We start from the raw sequence: 17065 nt of genomic DNA, 5'->3' as shown, positions 1-17065 counted from the left end.
TGCAAAGCAAGGGGGAATTATTGTTGCTGGCGCTTTACTCGACTGTTTCCGCTCTCGCTTACAACATCAATGAGCGATACTATGGCGGTCTCCACTGGATTTGGGCAGCACCAGCGCCTCCCTTCGACAGGTCGATGGGATACAACCCGGACTCGTCGAATCCTTGGGCACTCTACCGGCGCTTTCAAGCCGATATCACCAAGCGCGAGGGACATAGCGACCTTATCGACCGGAACCGCACCGGTATCGTTCGCGGTGCCCAGAGCCGATACGGGCAAGGCCAGATTACGGCAGCGCAACGCGATGCCATACAGGAGACGGCCGAAACGGCCGACCGGTCGGAATTTCACCCCATGTTCATTGTCCTGCCCTACGCTCAGGTCGAGTTATTGGCTCAGGAAGTCGGAATTTCGCAGCGCGCAAGCATCCTTTCGCAGGAGTACATCGTTGCCGATTTACCCCGCACACTGTTCGATGTATGGAGCGAGTCCTGATGAACCCCGCTGATATCGTTGCTTCCCTGAAAGGACTGCCCCGCGCGGTCGCCATTGAGGTCGTGTATCTCGTCGGGCACCAGTTGGCGCATCCTGACCTGTCCGTGATCGACGCCCAAATTCCCACTGCGGCGTTGAGCGTAGAAGAGGCCGCGCTCGCGCGCGCCACAGCCCATAAGGTCATCGAGATGGCCGAAAGTGCGCTAGGGAGGTCGATGAAGGCGTTTACGAAGCATCAGGCGGGCAGCATCAATGAAGCGCTGCGGGCCTATATGCGAAACCGCATCATCAATCCATCCGCAGCCGCGAAACGCGAAGCGTCCGAATTTCTCGGCTCGCTGGCTGCTTAGCCGCTTGCCGACGCCGCTCGCGTCGCTAGACTACCCAGGATATAAGAAGGGGTCGCCGCCAAGTAGCAGCGTCCGGCGCACGACCGCCGGATTTGGGGGTAAGCGGTGCGGAATTTGATCGTCGCGTCATTACGGCATCGCACGGCGCTGGTCGCGTCGGCCCTGTGCGTGTGTCTGGCGGTCGTTGCGGTGCTGATCGGCACGCGCCCTGCCCCGGCGGTCGCCGCCCTTCCTAGTGATGCGGTCCATCTCGGCGTCGCCTCGTGCGCGGGATCGACGTGTCATGGACGGCCGGTTGCTGACGGCAAAATCGTGCGGCAGGACGAACTGGCACGCTGGCAGGAACCTTCGACTCCGGGCGGCGCGCACTCGCGGGCGTTCGCTATGTTGAACGAACCGCGTGGACGCCAGATTGCGGCGCGCCTCGGTATCGGCGCGGCAACGGCAGCGCCCGAATGCCTCGGCTGCCACACCGACTACCCTGCCGCGAACCTGCGCGGCGGATTGTGGCGCGCCAATGACGGCGTTGGCTGCGAGGCCTGCCATGGCGGCGCGCAACCGTGGATCGCCTCGCACTATGCCATCGGCGGTACCCACGCCGCCAATGTGTCGCGCGGCATGGTTCCGCTCGACCGCCCCGCCGTGAAGGCGGCTGTCTGCCTCGACTGCCATTTCGGCAGCAGCGATGGCGGGCAGTTCGTCACCCACCGGATCATGGCGGCGGGGCACCCGCGCATCAGCTTCGAACTCGACCTGTTCTCGACGTTGCAGACGCATCACAATGAGGATGCCGATTATGCCGCGCGCAAGGGGCGGACCAATAACGTCCGGGTCTGGGCAGTGGGGCAAGCCATGGCGCTCGACCGCGCGTTGTCGCTGTTCGCCAACCCGACGCTAGCGACGAACGGCGCGTTTCCGGAGTTCTATTTCTACGACTGCCACAGCTGCCATCGCCGCATCCAGGATGCAGGCAGCTTCCAGCCGACGGCGCTCGACAATCCCTCTCGCCCGGTCCCGCCGGGGACCGTGCCGTTCAACGACGAAAACATGATCATGCTGGCGGCAGCGGCCAAAGTCGCGGCACCCTCGCTTGCCGCGCGGCTCGATGCCGACAGCCGCGCCTTCCACCGCGCCAACACCGAAAGCCGGGCGGCGGCGGTGGCAGCAGGCGCAAAGCTGCGCGCGACTGCACAGGCGCTGGCACAGGCGTTCGGCAGCACCGGATTCGACCGTGCGCAGACCATGGCCATCGTCAACACCATCGCCGGCGAAGCGATCTCGCCGCGCTTCACCGACTATACCGGCAGCGCACAGTCGGTGATGGCGGTCGATACGCTGCTCAACGCGATGGTCAGCGCGGGCCAAGTCCCCGCCGGTACAGCGCAGGCGGTGCGCGGCGATATCAACCGCGCCTATGCGGCCGTGCGCGACCCGAACGACTATCGCCCGCTCGAATTCCGGCGTGCGCTGGGCAGCGCGGTACGGACCATCGGGACACTGCGGTGAGAGTGCTTGTCGCCAGCGTGACGACGCTCGCCTTCCTGCTTGCTTCCTGCGGCGGGTCGGACTCGTCACCGAGCGCCGCCGTCACGCCGACGCCCTCCCCTACACCGACCACGCTCTACGCTGTCCCCGCGCAGGAATCGCTGAGCATCGCCGACGTCCAGACGATCATTGCGGGCGCTGCTGCCGAAGCGACGGCGCGCAGCCTGCCTGCCGTCATCGCGGTCACCGACCGGGTCGGCAATGTGCTCGCGGTTTACAGCATGGCGGGCGCGCGGACTACGGCGCTGACCACGCCCGCGCCGAACGGCGTCAGTATCGACATCCAGAACCAGACCGTCCCTGCAGGCGGGGGGGCCATCGCCAAGGCCATTACTGGTGCCTATCTGTCGTCGGGCGGCAATGCATTTTCGACCCGCACTGCGAGCCAGATCGTGCAGCAGCATTTCCCGCCCGCGCCGACCACCGTCGGCCTCGAAAGCGGTCCGCTTTACGGGGTGCAGTTCAGCCAGTTGCCCTGCTCCGACCTGTCGGCCCGTTTCGGCAGCGGCAGTCCGATGATCGGGCCGAAGCGTTCGCCGCTCGGCCTCGCGGCCGATCCGGGGGGTTTTCCGCTTTACAAGAACGGCGTTGTCGTCGGTGGCATCGGTGTGATGGCCGACGGGGTTTACGGGTTCGATCCCAACATCCTCGACGTCGACAGCGATGCCGAGGAATTCATCGCTCTCGCCGGGACTATCGGGTTCGAGGCCCCCGATACGATCAAGGCCGACCGGATCAGCGTCGATGGAACGACCTTGCGCTATAGCGACGCGACGGTGGCCGGATTGCGGCGCACCAGCGTGCCTGCTTTCGCGAGCATCGGCGGCAGCCTTGCGGTCGTGCGCGGTTATTCGGCCGGGGCGATCATCGCAGGTGCGGCCTATGGCAGCGAGGCCTCGGGCGTGCGCCCCTCGACGGCCACCGAATTCTCGAACCGCGATGCCTTTGTCCTGACCGACGGCGCGGGCACGAACCGTTTCCCCGTCCGCGCCGGGACCGACAGCGGCGCGATGACCGCTGCCGAAACCCGCGCGCTGCTCGAGGAAGCCTTTACGATCATGAGCCGCGCCCGCGCGCAGATCCGCCGCCCGCTCGACAGCCGCGCGCAAGTAACGATCAGTCTTGTCGATACCAATGGCGCGGTGCTCGGCATCGTCCGTTCGCCCGATGCGCCGATTTTCGGCACCGATGTCTCGCTGCAAAAGGCACGGACGGCGATGTTCTTCACCAATGCCAACGCGGGCGCGAACCTCGCCGCCGACCCGTCGTCGAGTGTGCGGGCCTATGGCGCGGCGATGCCGGGGTTCCTCGGCGATAGCGCAGCACTGACGGGCAAATATGCCTATGGTGCGCGCAGCATCGGCAACATCGCGCGGCCCTATTTCCCCGACGGCGAAGTCGGACGCCCCAATGGGCCGCTGTCGCCGGGCATCGCGCAGTTCAATCCGTTCGCAACGGGACTGCAGTCCGCACTGATCGCGACCAACCTTGTCCAGCACCTGACCTTCGTCAACGGCGGGCTGACCGATACGCCGCAGCGCTGCACCTTCATCCCGGATGCGAGCGCGGGGCAGAACTGGCTGCAGAACGGCATCCAGATTTTCCCCGGCGGGGTGCCCGTTTTTCGCGGTAACACACTGGTCGGCGGGCTGGGCGTTTCGGGCGACGGCATCGACCAGGACGACATGATCGCTTTCCTCGGCGCGCTCAACGGCGGGAGCAAGGCCGGCACCGGGCTCGGTAACGCACCCGCCGCGATCCGTGCCGACCAGATCGTCGTCGCGCTGTCGGGGTCGCCGGGGGTTCGCCTGCGCTATGTCTCCTGCCCGTTCGCGCCGTTCCTCGACACGAGCGAGAGCAATGTCTGTCAGGGACGCTGAGCGGTGAGCCTCGACTATCTCGGCGCGGTCCTCAGCGTGCTGGCGAGCCAGTCGGCGAGTGTGCCGTCCGAGGAACCGAAGCCCCCGCCGATGGCACGCGAAGATGGCAAGCCGGTCGTTCCGTCGAAAAACGCGCTACCGCCGCAACTGCCCGGGACGACACGGGATGCCGGTCCCGATGCCGACGGCGCGCTGATCGATGGCCGCCGCCGCCCCGGCTTTCGCAACCCTCTCCCCGACCGGCTTACGCAGGAGAATCCCGGTGCCGTCCGCGCGCCGCCGCCCGAGGCGTTTCCGACGAGCGAGTTCCCGATCCCCGATCGCTACCGGCTGCTCAAGGCATTCTGCCCCGAAGGCGGCCTGTTCACCGGCATCAACGCGGTGTGCCATTCGACGCGCGATCCCTATCACCAGAACGTCCTGAAGGGCGACCGCCCGCTGTGCCTGCCGACCGAGGAGGAACAGCACCGGCGCGAGGAAGCGGGTATTCCCCCCTGCGCGACGCCCAAATTCCTCGGGCTCAAGCACGAGGATTGGTTCTTCGTCGGCACCGCGATCAGCGATACCGTGGTCGAGCCGCGCAGCTTTCCGACGCCGCAAGGGGTGCAGACGACCGAGCGCCCCGGCAGCCTCGACGTATTCGGACGGGCGGACTCGCTCGTCCTTTCGCAGACCTTTCTGGCCGGTTTCTCGCTGTTCAAGGGGTCGACCGCGTTCAAGCCGCCGGAGATCGAATACAAGCTGCTGATCGCCTACAACATCAACTATGTCGACGTGAACGAGCGCCGCATCCTCAATGTCGCGCCGTCGGTGCGCTCGCGCCGCTTCGATCATTTTCTGGGCGTCCAGGAAGCGTTCGTCGATTACCACCTTCGCAACACGTCCGACCGGTACGATTTCGACAGTTTGCGGATCGGCATCCAGCCGTTCCAGTCCGACTTTCGCGGCTTCCTGTTCAACGACCAGCAGCTCGGGGTGCGCCTGTTCGGCAATCGCGACAACAACCGCTGGCAGTATAATGTCGCGGCGTTCTTCCGGCTCGAAAAGGACACCAATTCCGGCCTCAACCGCGTCGATACGCTGCCGCGCCGCGACGTGATCCTGACGGCCAACGCCTATCGCCAGGATTTTCCGGTCGTCGGCCTGACCAGCCAGCTCTCGGTCACCTATAATATGAACCGCGAACGCAACGCGGTGAAGAGCGATACCAACGGTTTTCCGGTCCGCCCCGCGTTGCTCGGCGACCTGCGCGGGCGCGATTACGATGTCGTCTATTTCGGCTATGGTGCCGACGGGCATATCGGGCGGCTTAACCTGACCGCACAGGCCTATGCGGTGGTCGGACGCGACCGGAACAGCTTCTTCACTTCGCGCTCGGCGAACATCCGCGCGTATTTCCTCGCCGCCGAACCTAGCATCGATACCGACTGGGCGCGCTTCCGCGTGTCCGCGCTCTACGCCAGCGGCGACGGCAACCCCTATGACGACATCGAGGAGGGTTTCGACGCGATTTTCGAAAACCCGGTATTTGCCGGGGCCGATACCAGCTACTGGATCCGCCAGACGATCCCGTTCGCGGGCGGCGGACGCGCGGTGGCGATCAACGGGCGCAACGGCATCCTCAATTCGCTGCGTTCGTCGAAGGAGCAGGGGCAGTCGAACTTCAACAACCCCGGCACGATGCTGCTCGGCGCGGGGGCGGATTTCGACCTGACGCCAAAATTCCGGCTGTCGGTCAACGCCAATCATTTGTGGTTCGCCAACACGACAACGCTGCAGGTGCTGCGCGTCGAGGGCAGTATTCCGAAGGCCATCGGCTGGGATTTGAGCGCCTCGGCGATCTGGCGACCGAAGGCGATCCAGAATGTCGTGCTGCGCCTGTCGGGTGCAGCATTGCTACCGGGCAACGGCTTTCGCGACCTGTTCACGACGAACAGGCGGGACGGCACCTTTTATTCGATCCTCGCCAATGCGACGGTGAGTTTCTGATGCGCCGCCTGCTGCTCCTCCTCGTGTTGCTGGTGCCCGCATCGATGCTACGCGCCTCGGACGAGGAAAAGCCGCAGCAGATCGCCTACGCCTTTGCGCCCCCTGCCCCGCAGACGCAGACGCCCGCGCAGGCCAGGGCAAAGTCCGCCGGGTGCATTTCGTGCCATTCGGCGAGCGACGCCTGGTCGATGCACAAGTCCGAAGCCGTCGTGCTCGGCTGCACCGATTGCCACGGTGGCAATGCTGCGGTCATGCTGACCGATGCTGCATGGAAGATGGACGACCCGCGTTACGCCAAACTCCGCAACGCCGCGCACATCCTGCCGCGCTACCCCAAGGCCTGGCACTGGCCGTCGTCGGCGAATCCGCAGCGCAGCTATACGTTGCTGAACCGCGAGGCCCCCGAATACATCCGCTTCGTCAATCCGTCCGACTACCGCGTCGTGCGCGAGAGTTGCGGGGCATGCCATATCGAAGTGATCGAGGCTGCCGAACGCTCGATCATGGCGTCGGGCGCGATGCTATGGGGTGGCGCGAGCTACAACAATGGCATATTGCCGTTCAAGAATTACACGCTGGGAGAAGCGTACACGCGCACCGGCGAACCGGCGAAGGTGATGTCGCCGGGCAGCTCGCACGGCACCGTCACGCCCGAGCAAAAGGCGCGCGGGGCATTGCCCGTCCTATACCCGCTGCCGACCTGGCAGGTCGTGCCGCCTGCCGACATTTTCCGCGTGTTCGAACGCGGCGGGCGCAACATCGGCACGCAGTTTACCGAGATCGGCCTGCCCAACTCGACGGGGCAGATTCAGCGGCTCGAAGAGCCCGGCCGGCCCGACCTGAAGCAGTCGAACCGCGGCCCCGGAACCGGCCTGCGCGTCGCCATTCCGGTGCTCAACATCCACAAGACGCGGCTCAACGATCCGTTCATGTGGTTCATGGGGACCAACGACCAGCCGGGCGATTATCGCCAGTCGGGCTGTGCCGGGTGCCATGTCGTCTACGCCAACGACCGCGAGCCGCGTCATTCGAGCGTGTGGGCGAAATACGGGCGCGACGGCCAGACCGCGACGGTCGATCCGACGATCAGGGACAAGCTGGAACCAATGCCCGGCGGCCATGGCGAGCCCGGCAATCACGCCCCCGCGCACGGCGCAATGGCGGCAGCACACGGCGATGAGGGCGTCTTCCCGCACGGCAATCCAGCCCGCGAGCCGGGGATGAAGGAAAAGGGCCACCCGGTCGAACATGCCTTCACCCGCGCGATTCCCACCGCGCAGTGCATGAACTGCCACATGCACCAGCCGAACATCTTCCTGAACAGCTACCTCGGCTACACGATGTGGGATTACGAGAGCGACGCGCCGCGCATGTGGCCGGAGAAGCAGCGCTACCCGACGGCAAAGTTCGCGCGCGAGGTGCTCGACCGCAATCCGGAAGCCGCAGCGGTCGGCGGCAAATGGGCCGATCTCGATTTCCTGCGGAACGTGTACGACCTGAACGAGGGGAACGAGGACACCCAGTTCGCCGATTACCACGGTCATGGCTGGAACTTCCGCGCGATCCTGAAGCGCGACCGCGCGGGCAATCTGCTCGATGCGGAAGGACGGATCGTGCCGAACGACGACCCCGAGAAATTCCGCAAGGCAGGCGAAGGCAAGTTCGTCCCCATCGGCACCAACCCCGGCAAATCGGTGCACATGATGGATATTCACGCGGAGAAGGGCCTGCAATGCGCCGACTGCCATTTCGCGCAGGACAGCCATGGCAATGGCCTGATCTATGGCGAGGTCGCCAACGCCGTCCAGATCGGCTGCAAGGACTGCCACGGCACCGTCGATGCCTATCCCAACCTGTTGACCTCGAACGTCGCGGCACGGCCCGAAGGCGAGAATCTGGCGCTGCTCCGCAACCCCGACGGACAGCGGCGTTTCGAGTGGATGACCGAACCAAGCGGTCGCCGCGTGCTGATGCAGCGGTCGATTACCGATCCCAAGCTCGAATGGCGGGTGCATCTGGTCAAGGACTCGGTCGACCCCACCTCGCCCGATTTCAACATGAAGGCGGCGCGCGCGAAGCTGATGGGCAAGCTGTCACCAGCGGGCACGATGAACTGGGGCAGCGGTATCGCCAAGACCGACCGCGCGCACGGCGACGACAATATGACGTGCTTTACCTGCCACTTGTCCTGGACAACCTCGTGCGGCGGGTGCCACCTTCCCATCGAGGCGAACTGGAAAACGTCGAGCCACAAATACGAGGGCGAGGAGACGCGCAACTGGGCGAGCTACAACCCGCAGGTCGCGCGCGACGACATGTTCCAGCTCGGGCGGCACCAGACGACCAAGGGCAACATCATCGCGCCGGTGCGCTCGACCTCGGCGCTGGTGCTGTCGTCGACCAATCTCAACCGCGAACGCATCTACATCCAGCAACCGCCGATTTCGGCCATCGGTTTCTCGTCACAGGCGTTCGCACCGCACTTCCCGCACACGGTGCGGACAACCGAAACCAAGACGTGCAGCGACTGCCATCTGTCCGCCGCCGACGACAATAACGCGATCATGGCGCAGCTTTTGCTCCTCGGCACCGGCACGGTCAATTTCGTCGGCATGAACGCGTGGACCGGGCTCGAGAGCGGGTTCGAGGCGGTGCGCGTAACCGAATGGTCTGAGCCGCAGGCGGTGATCGGTAGCTACCTCCACCGCTATGCCTATCCCGATTTCTACAAGGCGCATGTCGAGCGCAACAAGCGCGAACTGATCGAGTGGACGCGCGGCGTGAAATTCGACAAAAATCTATCGGGCGAAACCAATCCGAGCGAGCAATTCCGCAACGTGACACAAGGCACGAAGGACGCTGTCGGCTGCCTGCAACTGCGCGGCGAATATATGTTCGTGGCGGAGGGGCGCGGCGGCTTCCGCGCCTATGACGTTGCCTCGATTGCCAACAAGGGCTTCTCCAACCCCATCGTCAGCGCGCCCTTCTCGCCGCTCGGGCAGGACACGCATGTAGCGACCACGAATGCGACCTGCATGGCGCTGCCGACCGACCAAAACATCGCGCCAACCCGCAACACGGCGGAAATGCGCGAACTCAACCAGGAACAGGCATTCCACCCGATCTATAACTATGCCGTGGTCACCGATGCTGTCGAGGGCCTGATCCTCGTCAACATCGACGCCTTGGCCGATGGCGAGTTCCGCAACAATTTCCTGAAACGCGCGGTGACGTGGAACCCGGGCAATGTGCTGAAAGGAGCGCGGCATGTGACCTTGGCGGGCCATTTTGCCTATGTCACGACCGACGCGGGCCTTGCGGTGATCGACCTCGACGATCCGTTGAAGCCCAAACTCACCGCGCAAATCCCGCTCGACGACGCCCGCGCTTCGGCAATCCAGTTCCGCTATTTGTGGGTCAGCGACCGGACGGGGCTGAAACTCTTCGACGTCACCGACCTGTCGCAACCGGTCGCGGTCCCCTCGGGCAACATCGCGCTCACCGACGCGCACCGCATCTACCTCGGGCGCACCTATGCCTATGTCGCGGGCGGGGCGGAGGGACTGGTTATTGTCGATATCACCAAGCCGCGCGCACCGTCCGTCTATCTGAAGGAGACATTCGGCAGCGCCATGACCGATGTCCGCGATGTCGTGATCGGCGGCACCAATGCTTCGCTGTTCGCCTATGTGGCAGACGGGCGCGCGGGCCTGAAGGTCGTCCAGCTCACCAGCCCCGCCAGCCAGCCCAATTTCTACGGCTTCTCGCCCCCGCCCAAGCCCGAACTGATCGCCTGGGCCAAAACGCCCTCCCCGGCGCTCGCCCTGTCACGCGGCCTCGACCGCGACCGCGCGGTGGACGAAACCGGCGGTCAGATTGCGGTGTTCGGCCGCCTCGGCTCGCGCCCGTTTACGCGGACCGAAATGGAGAAGCTGTTCCTCGGACCCCGCCGCGTCCCGTACAAGGTCATCGATACGCCAAGCATGGCAGACTGGGTCGGCTGATCTTGAAATCTAGCCGGATAGCCGCTATCGTCTAGCCGTCTAGCCGGAGCTGCCCCGATGGCCTTCCACGTCCGCGACGTCAAAGTCGATTACAAGGTCCGCGATCTCGCGCGCAAGGAAGGCGTCGGCCTGACGCGCGCCATCGAACTGGCCGTCGAGGAGCGTTTGGCGAAGCATGAGCCGACACTGCTGGAAAAACTCAGAAAGCGTCAGGAGGCGCTCGCCGCTGTGCGTGTCCCGATCACTGACGGAATGACCGACAAGGAATTCGACGACTGGATCAACGGCGAAGACGAACGCTGATGTTCGTCGATGCGTCGGCAATCGTGGCGATGTTGCTGCGCGAGCCGAATTTCGAACTGCTGGTCAAGTCGCTCGACAAGCACGCCGAACGGCTGACATCGGCGATTGCGATCTGGGAGGCTACAGCCCGTATCGAACGGAATCACGCGCCGCTCGAAGCGCGAGCACAGGTTCTAGGACTGCTCGACGATGCGAACATCTCAGTCAGCGCCATCGGTCCCGAGGAGGCCCGTATCGCCTCCGAGGCTCGCGTCAGGTACAACACGGGCAGATACAAGCTGAACATGGGCGATTGCTTTGCCTACGCCTGTGCAAAGTCGAACGGTGTGCCGCTGTTGTTCGTCGGCATCGATTTCACCAAGACGGACGTCAACGACGGCTTAGACCTTTAGGCGGGCCGCTCCGCGATCAGGCTCCGCACCAGTCCCTGCATTTTCGCGTCGAACTGTGCGAGCATTACATGCGCGCCCGCCGTGTCGAAATGGGTGATGAGTTCGCTACCGTTCCACCAGTGCAGCGCGAACGCGGGCGGGTCGGCGATGATCATCGGGCGGTTGTCGGGACGCTCCGGATCGATCGGCGACATGTCGAGCGCGACCTGCGGCGAGGTTGCGGGGCAGATCGCAATCGTCGTCCCCTCCCACTGGGTTGTGATCGGGCGGTGAAGGTGGCCGCAGATTATCGCGACGATATTGCTCCGCTCCGCGACACAGGCGCGGAACCGCTGCACCCAATCCTCTTCAGGGTGCGTGTTCATCCACTCGATGCCGACTTCGACCGGGGGGTGGTGCATGACGACGACAGTGGGACGCGCGCGATCCTCGTCGAGCCGCGCCGTCAGCCACGCCGCGCGCACCGCACAGAATGCGCCGCCGTGCCGCCCGTCCTCGAGCGTATCGAGCATCAGGACACGCAGCGGCCCCGCGTCGAATTCATATTGAACGAACCCGTCATGTCCCGGCACGTCGGGGAAATGCGCCGCGAAATTGGCGCGGATGTCGTGGTTGCCGACCATCGGCCACACCGGAAAATCGAGCTGGGCAAAGGCGTTCTTCAACCGGCGATAGCTGTCGGCATCGCCGAACTCGGTCAGGTCGCCGGTCGCAATGAGGCAGTCGGGTTTCGGCACCATCGACTTCAGTTGCTTGAGCACCTGGTCGAGCCGCTTGCGGTTGAACTCGGCCGGGTTGTCCGGCTCGAATCCGAGATGGATGTCGGTGACCTGCGCGATCAGCACGGCACGGCGCCCCTCTCCAGCCGTTACGGATGGGGAATGTGACGCTTTTAGGGGGTGCGCGTCAAGGTTTGCGTCGCTCTGCCAAGGCGATGGTGCGCCGCGCGGCCCCCGTGGGTCGCCACGGGGCCTGGCTGTCGAGGTGATAGTCGTGGCACATCGCGCATGACGACGGCACTTTGCTGGCCGACGCTTCGCCGCCGTGACAGCTGCGGCACGTCGCCCCGTTCTTGTCGCCAACCGCGCCGATCGCGGGAATCAGCAGGTCGCTGGCGCTCTTCGACGCTGCAGCATTGTGGCACGACGAACAGCTTTCGGTTGCGTGGGCTTTGTGGTCGAACCAGCCCTTGGCCATGAAGCGCATCGGCTGCGTCACCTTGGCGACGCGCCACCCGTTGGTCGCGGCATCGCCGGTCCGTTCGATGACATGGCAGTCGTAACACGCGCCGCCGCGAACGAAGAGCGCGTCCGCAGAAGCCGGACGCGCGCCTTGCGACGCCGGGGCATTTTCGCCCGGCCGACGCCGCCCGGCCAGCATCGATGGCGCGACTGTCGGACGCCAGCCCAGCGCACGGACATCGGCAACCGCCTGTGCGACATCGCCGTGCTTCAGCGTGCGAACCGTGCCCGCGACGCGGTCGTAGCCGAGCGAGTGGCACGACTGGCAGTTCTTCTCCATATCGACGGGCAGGAACCGGACCCCGTCGGCAGTCGGCGAGTGGCAATCGGCACAGACCATCCCCGGGCCGTCGCGCTTGCCGCCGAAGTCGGCGGGCATCGTCTGTGCCATGCGCGCGACACCGTTCACTTTGGACAAGTGCGTATCGTGCGGAAATTTCAGCCCGCCATCGACGCGCAGCGGCGTGAAGGCCGGATGGTCGCGCCCGAAATCGCCTGCATTCGCCAACTTTGTATCGGGCAGCCGCGCCTTCATCGTGGCATGGCAATCGGTGCAAAAGGCTTGCGCGGTGGCAGGCATCGGCCCCGCGCCCTCATGCTCGCTGTGGCAATCGACGCAGCGTTGGCCGGTCGGTTTGCCGAAAGCGACCTTGAACGCGTTGCCGACCGACTTGCCGAAATCGGGCGCGGCCATGGCGGCAACCTGCCGCTTCGGGTCGGCGTGGTCGTGAACGCCAGTGTGGCAGGCGACGCATTTGCTATCCTCGACCGACACGAACGCCTTGTCGTGACAGGCCTGACAATTCCCCTCCAGCGCGTGGTGCGCCTTCGACAGCGGCCCCGACGACCAAGCGGTGTCGGCGTGGAATCCGGCGGGGCGCGTCTTGGCAGTGCTGTAGCTTGCCCAACTCCACAGGGGCGCGATCAGGAACGCGGCAAGCACCAGCGCTGCGAATGTCCATGCGCCGGTGCGTTTGCCAGGGAGCAGCCCTTTCAACGAGAACGCGGTTCGTTCGTCCTTGTCACCGGTCGCATCCGACACCGCCGCCGTCCGCTCGACCCGGACGATCACATTGTCACCGTCCGAACCGATGGTCAGGAGATGCCCGCCGAAGCGGAGTTCCGCGCCCTTATCAGGGTCGACTTCGGCTCGCTGCGTCGTTCGCCCGTCGAGCGCGAAGCCCAGACCGCCGACGCTCTCGACGCGCAACTTGCCCCCGGGGATCAGCGTCAGCCGCGCATGAAAGGGTTCGACGGCCAGATCGGCGAGGTGAACATCGTTCGACGCATCGCGCCCGATGGCAATGCTGTCTTGTGCCAGCGTTACCGGGCGGACGATCTCGCGTCCGTCGGCGGTGCGCGACACAGTGCGGATGACGAAACTCATGCCGCCCCTACCAGTAGAAAAATACGGAGAAGATGTGCGCGGAGAGCGCCGCGATGAGCGCGAAGGTGACGGGCACATGGACGTAAAGCCACACCTCCAGCAGCGCCTTGATCCGCAAATGCCGCCGCACGCGCGCCAGTACTGCTTCCTTGCGTTCGAGCAACGCGTCGATCTTTTCGAGCGGGTCGTCGCCGGTGCGCGGCTTATAGGCTGTTTCGCTACGGATCGCTGCCTTGGCCGCGCGCGTCGTACAGCGCGGATAATTGCCCGAGAGCCGCGCCCACAGCCCGCCGCCGAAGGGATCCTGTTCGAGGCTGGCACGAACCAGATCGGCATGGTCCTGTCCCAGCGGCTGCGCCGCCTCGTTCAGCTGGCGGTCGACCGAGCGCAATTGTTCGAGCATCTGCGGCTCTGTTGTCTCGTTGCGGTTGTCCGACAGGACGCGCGGCAGCGTTGCATAGGCGAACACGCCGAACAGGCCCGACACGATGACCAGCATCATCAGCGCATAGGCAAGCGTATGGACATTCCAGCCAAACTGGAAGCCGGTATGCAGCGTACCGATGACGATCAGGCTCAACCCCAGCCAGACGTGCGCCGAAGTCCAGCTCTTCAGCGACCAGCGCCCCCGTGTCATTGCGCGCTTGCGAATGCCGAGCGCAGTGAGCCACAGGATGAGCAGCGCGCCGATGGTGCCGAGCGTATAGCCGTACCATGTCCCCCCGTTCGGGCGCGGTTGCGGATCGTGCAGGATGTAGATGCCGAGCACGACGACCGAGATCGTGAGCACAATCTTCGCCCAAAGCGATCCACCGAGCGTCAAAAATCCCTCATGTGCGGAGGCGCGGACACGATTCTGCACGGAGACGCGCGTTGCCATCAGGCATCACCCCCATCGAGCCGCGCGACCGTCAGGAACTCTTCGGGTGCAACGCGGATTGCGGCACCCGTCGGGCAGGCGCGGACACAGGCGGGGCCGCCTTCGATCCCCGAACACATGTCGCACTTGATCGCCTTTTTGGCCTTTTCGACGCCGGGTTCGGCGTTGGCATAGCTCCAGGCCTTCGATGGTTCGCCCGGACCAGGACCGCTGCCGAACAGCAGCCAGTTGAGCAGCGACGGCTTTTTCGGCGGCTTGGCGTCCATACGGATGACGCCGTACGGGCAGTTGCGTTGGCAATTGCCGCAGCCGATGCAAGTGTCGTCGATGAACACCTCGCCGTCCGGCCCACGGTGGATCGCATTGGGCGGGCAGTCGGCCATGCAATGCGGGTGTTCGCAGTGGCGGCACGATGTCGGCACGTGCAGATGCGCGTAGGTGCGCCCCGCCTCGCGGTCGAGGCGCGAGAGACCCTCGTGCGAATCCGCGCACGCCTTTTCGCAATTGTCGCAGCCTACGCACAGGTTCTCGTCGATCAGCAGCACGTCGGTCGCCTCGCCGACACCCTGATCGACAAGGAAAGTCGCGACGTTCGAATACATGTCGACGACGCCCGAGAAGCTGTCCTTCTTGGCCTCGATAAACGCGTTGACGTCCTGCCGCGCGGCCATGTCGCGGCGGACTTTTTCGAGGAGCGCGGGCTTGCGCGCGAGCAGTTCCTTGAACGCCGCGCCCGGCAGCTTGATGACTTCGGACTTGATCGCCGCCTTGACCGATGCCGTACGCCGACCGCCCGCGATGAGCGCCATTTCGCCGACGAACGAACCTGCGGGCAGATACGACAGGAACACCGGTTTGCCGCCGATCTTCTTTTCGACGACCATCGATCCGGTGCGGACGACATAGATGTCGTCGCCCTCCTCGCCCTCGGTGATGACATTGTCGCCGGCCTTGACGCCGACCACCTCGGCACCCGCGACGACCTCTGCGACGTCCTCCTTGGTCAGGCCCGAACCGAACATCTGGAGCAGCTGGCGCTCGATGCCGATGCGCGTGATCGTCCGCCGCGCGGCGGGCACCTGCGACTGGAGCTTGAGCGCGGCGGTGCGCGAGATTTCGACGCACAAAGTGTCCTCGGCGGCGGTGATCGTCGCGCCCCGCCGCCGTCCGGAAATCAGGCCGACCTCGCCGAAGATCGATCCCGTTTCGATGGGGACCGTTGCACCACCGCCGAGTTCGACGAGCACCGACCCGCTGGCAATCGCAAACAGCGACGATCCCGGCGCGTTCTTTTCGAAGATCGTCGCGCCGCGCTTGTAGAAGCGTGCCTCGCTGTCGAGCATGAATTCGCGCATCTGCAAGGGGGACATGCCTTCGAGGATCGAGATGTTCGAGCGCAAGAGCTCGAGCCATTCGTCGACCGACTTGCACCCCGGAAGTCCGGCAAACTTGGCCTCGAGGATCGGCTCGTCCGCCGGTTTCAGCGCGGTGTTGCCGTTGATGAACTCGACCACGTCATGGCCCTGGTTCATGCAATGCTTGATCAGCGGATAGCCCGCGAGCGCGCCGATGACGAAAATGCCGGGCGCGGTCGTCTCGAACGTCGGCGAGAGTTTCGGAAACGCCAGCCGGTCGTTCGAAGAGAACTCGATTCCGCACCCTTCGACGAAGCCGCGCGGCGGGGCCGAGCCCATGCGCGCGATGATTCGGTCGCATTTGACGCGCAGCTCGCCATCGCGCGTGTCGAGCACGATGGTCCCCGGTTCGACCGCGCTGGTGTTGCACTCGACATGGATGATGATCCGCCCCGCGTCGCGCGCTGCCAGCAACGCCTTCACATTGGCATCCTTGGCGGTCGAAAACTCCGCGCCGCGATTGACCAGGCTAACGACATTACCCTGCGCCACATCCGCTGCGAGACCGAGCGCATTCTCGATCCCCGCATCGCCGCCGCCGATGACGAAAATATGCTCGTCGTTATATTCGGCCGGATCGTTGAGCTGGTACTGGACGTGCGGCAGGTCGCCGCCCGGACAGCGCATCAAATTGGGGTTGCCCTGCGTCCCGATGGCCAGAATGACCGCGTCGGCGATCACTTCGGTTTTGTCGGACAGCTTCAGCCGGTACGGCGGCGCATGACGCTGCAGCTCGGTCGTCTGAGAGCTGCCGTCGCGACCGCGTGTGACGATCTGTTGCACCGACCCGGCAATCGGCCCGCCCGTCCCCTCGATAGCGACGACCTCGGCCTGTTCGCGGACACCCACGCCGTTGGCGGCGGTCTGTACGTCCCAGGTTTCGAGCACCGCCTCGCGCTTGCCCGCCGCAAAATCCAGATCGGCGCGGAGCACCAGCTGCGACGGCGTTGCCATCACTTGTTTGCCCTTCTGGTATTTGTAGATCGTATCGCTGAGGTGGTCGGTCTTTTCGAGCAGGATGTGGCTGAGGCCGAGCTTCGCCGCACGCGACGCCGCGCTCAGCCCCGCCGGTCCCGATCCCACAATGGCAATGCGATAACTCTCGCCCACGGCGCGCACGTCCCCCGAATTTCCCTGACCAGTGCGACCTGTCTTTCGGGGCAGTCTAGCATCGCGGCATCGATG

12 protein-coding genes are annotated in these 17065 nt (G+C 64.8%); 8 read left to right on the top strand and 4 right to left on the bottom strand.

Annotation, left to right across the window (positions count from 1 at the left end; translation table 11 throughout):
* The first annotated feature begins 20 nt into the window (after positions 1-20).
* The 8 genes from M0209_RS04315 to M0209_RS04280 all read left to right on the top strand — a co-directional run bounded on the left by M0209_RS04315 (position 21) and on the right by M0209_RS04280 (position 10957).
* The gene (locus M0209_RS04315) at positions 21-494 is read left to right on the top strand and encodes a hypothetical protein (RefSeq protein ID WP_258887068.1); all 474 of its coding nucleotides are present in this window, start codon (positions 21-23) and stop codon (positions 492-494) included.
* The gene (locus M0209_RS04310) at positions 494-844 is read left to right on the top strand and encodes a hypothetical protein (RefSeq protein ID WP_258887067.1); all 351 of its coding nucleotides are present in this window, start codon (positions 494-496) and stop codon (positions 842-844) included. The genes M0209_RS04315 and M0209_RS04310 overlap by 1 nt, the downstream gene beginning before the upstream one ends.
* Before the next feature lie 114 nt (positions 845-958).
* A complete protein-coding gene (locus tag M0209_RS04305) occupies positions 959-2350 on the top strand; it encodes a multiheme c-type cytochrome (RefSeq protein ID WP_408988225.1) in 1392 nt (463 codons plus the stop codon).
* Positions 2347-4269 carry a heme-binding protein gene (locus tag M0209_RS04300; RefSeq protein ID WP_258887065.1) on the top strand — a complete coding sequence of 641 codons (1923 nt, stop codon included), beginning with the start codon at positions 2347-2349 and terminating at the stop codon, positions 4267-4269. Before M0209_RS04305 ends, M0209_RS04300 begins: the two co-directional genes overlap by 4 nt.
* 90 nt (positions 4270-4359) lie before the next feature.
* Positions 4360-6258, top strand: coding sequence for a hypothetical protein (locus tag M0209_RS04295; RefSeq protein WP_258889561.1), 1899 nt, complete (start codon positions 4360-4362; stop codon positions 6256-6258).
* Positions 6258-10262: a hypothetical protein gene (locus M0209_RS04290; protein WP_258887064.1), complete on the top strand. Its 4005-nt coding sequence runs from the start codon at positions 6258-6260 to the stop codon at positions 10260-10262. Before M0209_RS04295 ends, M0209_RS04290 begins: the two co-directional genes overlap by 1 nt.
* 57 nt (positions 10263-10319) lie before the next feature.
* Entirely contained in the window at positions 10320-10565 is a 246-nt protein-coding gene (locus M0209_RS04285; protein ID WP_258887063.1) for a type II toxin-antitoxin system VapB family antitoxin, read from the top strand.
* Entirely contained in the window at positions 10565-10957 is a 393-nt protein-coding gene (locus M0209_RS04280) for a type II toxin-antitoxin system VapC family toxin (protein ID WP_258887062.1), read from the top strand. Before M0209_RS04285 ends, M0209_RS04280 begins: the two co-directional genes overlap by 1 nt.
* Here M0209_RS04280 and M0209_RS04275 read toward each other — a convergent pair.
* From M0209_RS04275 to M0209_RS04260, 4 genes are all read right to left on the bottom strand, one after another.
* Positions 10954-11802: a phosphodiesterase gene (locus tag M0209_RS04275; protein WP_258887061.1), complete on the bottom strand. Its 849-nt coding sequence runs from the start codon at positions 11800-11802 to the stop codon at positions 10954-10956. The genes M0209_RS04280 and M0209_RS04275 overlap by 4 nt on opposite strands.
* Before the next feature lie 61 nt (positions 11803-11863).
* Positions 11864-13585, bottom strand: a complete 1722-nt coding sequence (locus tag M0209_RS04270; protein ID WP_258887060.1) for a cytochrome c3 family protein — start codon at positions 13583-13585, stop codon at positions 11864-11866.
* Positions 13586-13592: 7 nt separating this feature from the next.
* Complete coding sequence (locus tag M0209_RS04265; RefSeq protein WP_258887059.1) at positions 13593-14465, bottom strand: hypothetical protein; 873 nt, start codon at positions 14463-14465, stop codon at positions 13593-13595.
* Complete coding sequence (locus M0209_RS04260; RefSeq protein ID WP_258887058.1) at positions 14465-16990, bottom strand: cyclic nucleotide-binding domain-containing protein; 2526 nt, start codon at positions 16988-16990, stop codon at positions 14465-14467. The genes M0209_RS04265 and M0209_RS04260 overlap by 1 nt, the downstream gene beginning before the upstream one ends.
* Positions 16991-17065 lie beyond the last annotated feature (75 nt).

The organism is Sphingomonas sp. SUN039 (genome assembly GCF_024758725.1).
GTDB lineage: Bacteria > Pseudomonadota > Alphaproteobacteria > Sphingomonadales > Sphingomonadaceae > Sphingomonas_O.
The sequence above is the reverse complement of the archived record's forward strand: the minus strand, read 5'-3'. Positions and strand labels throughout refer to the sequence as shown.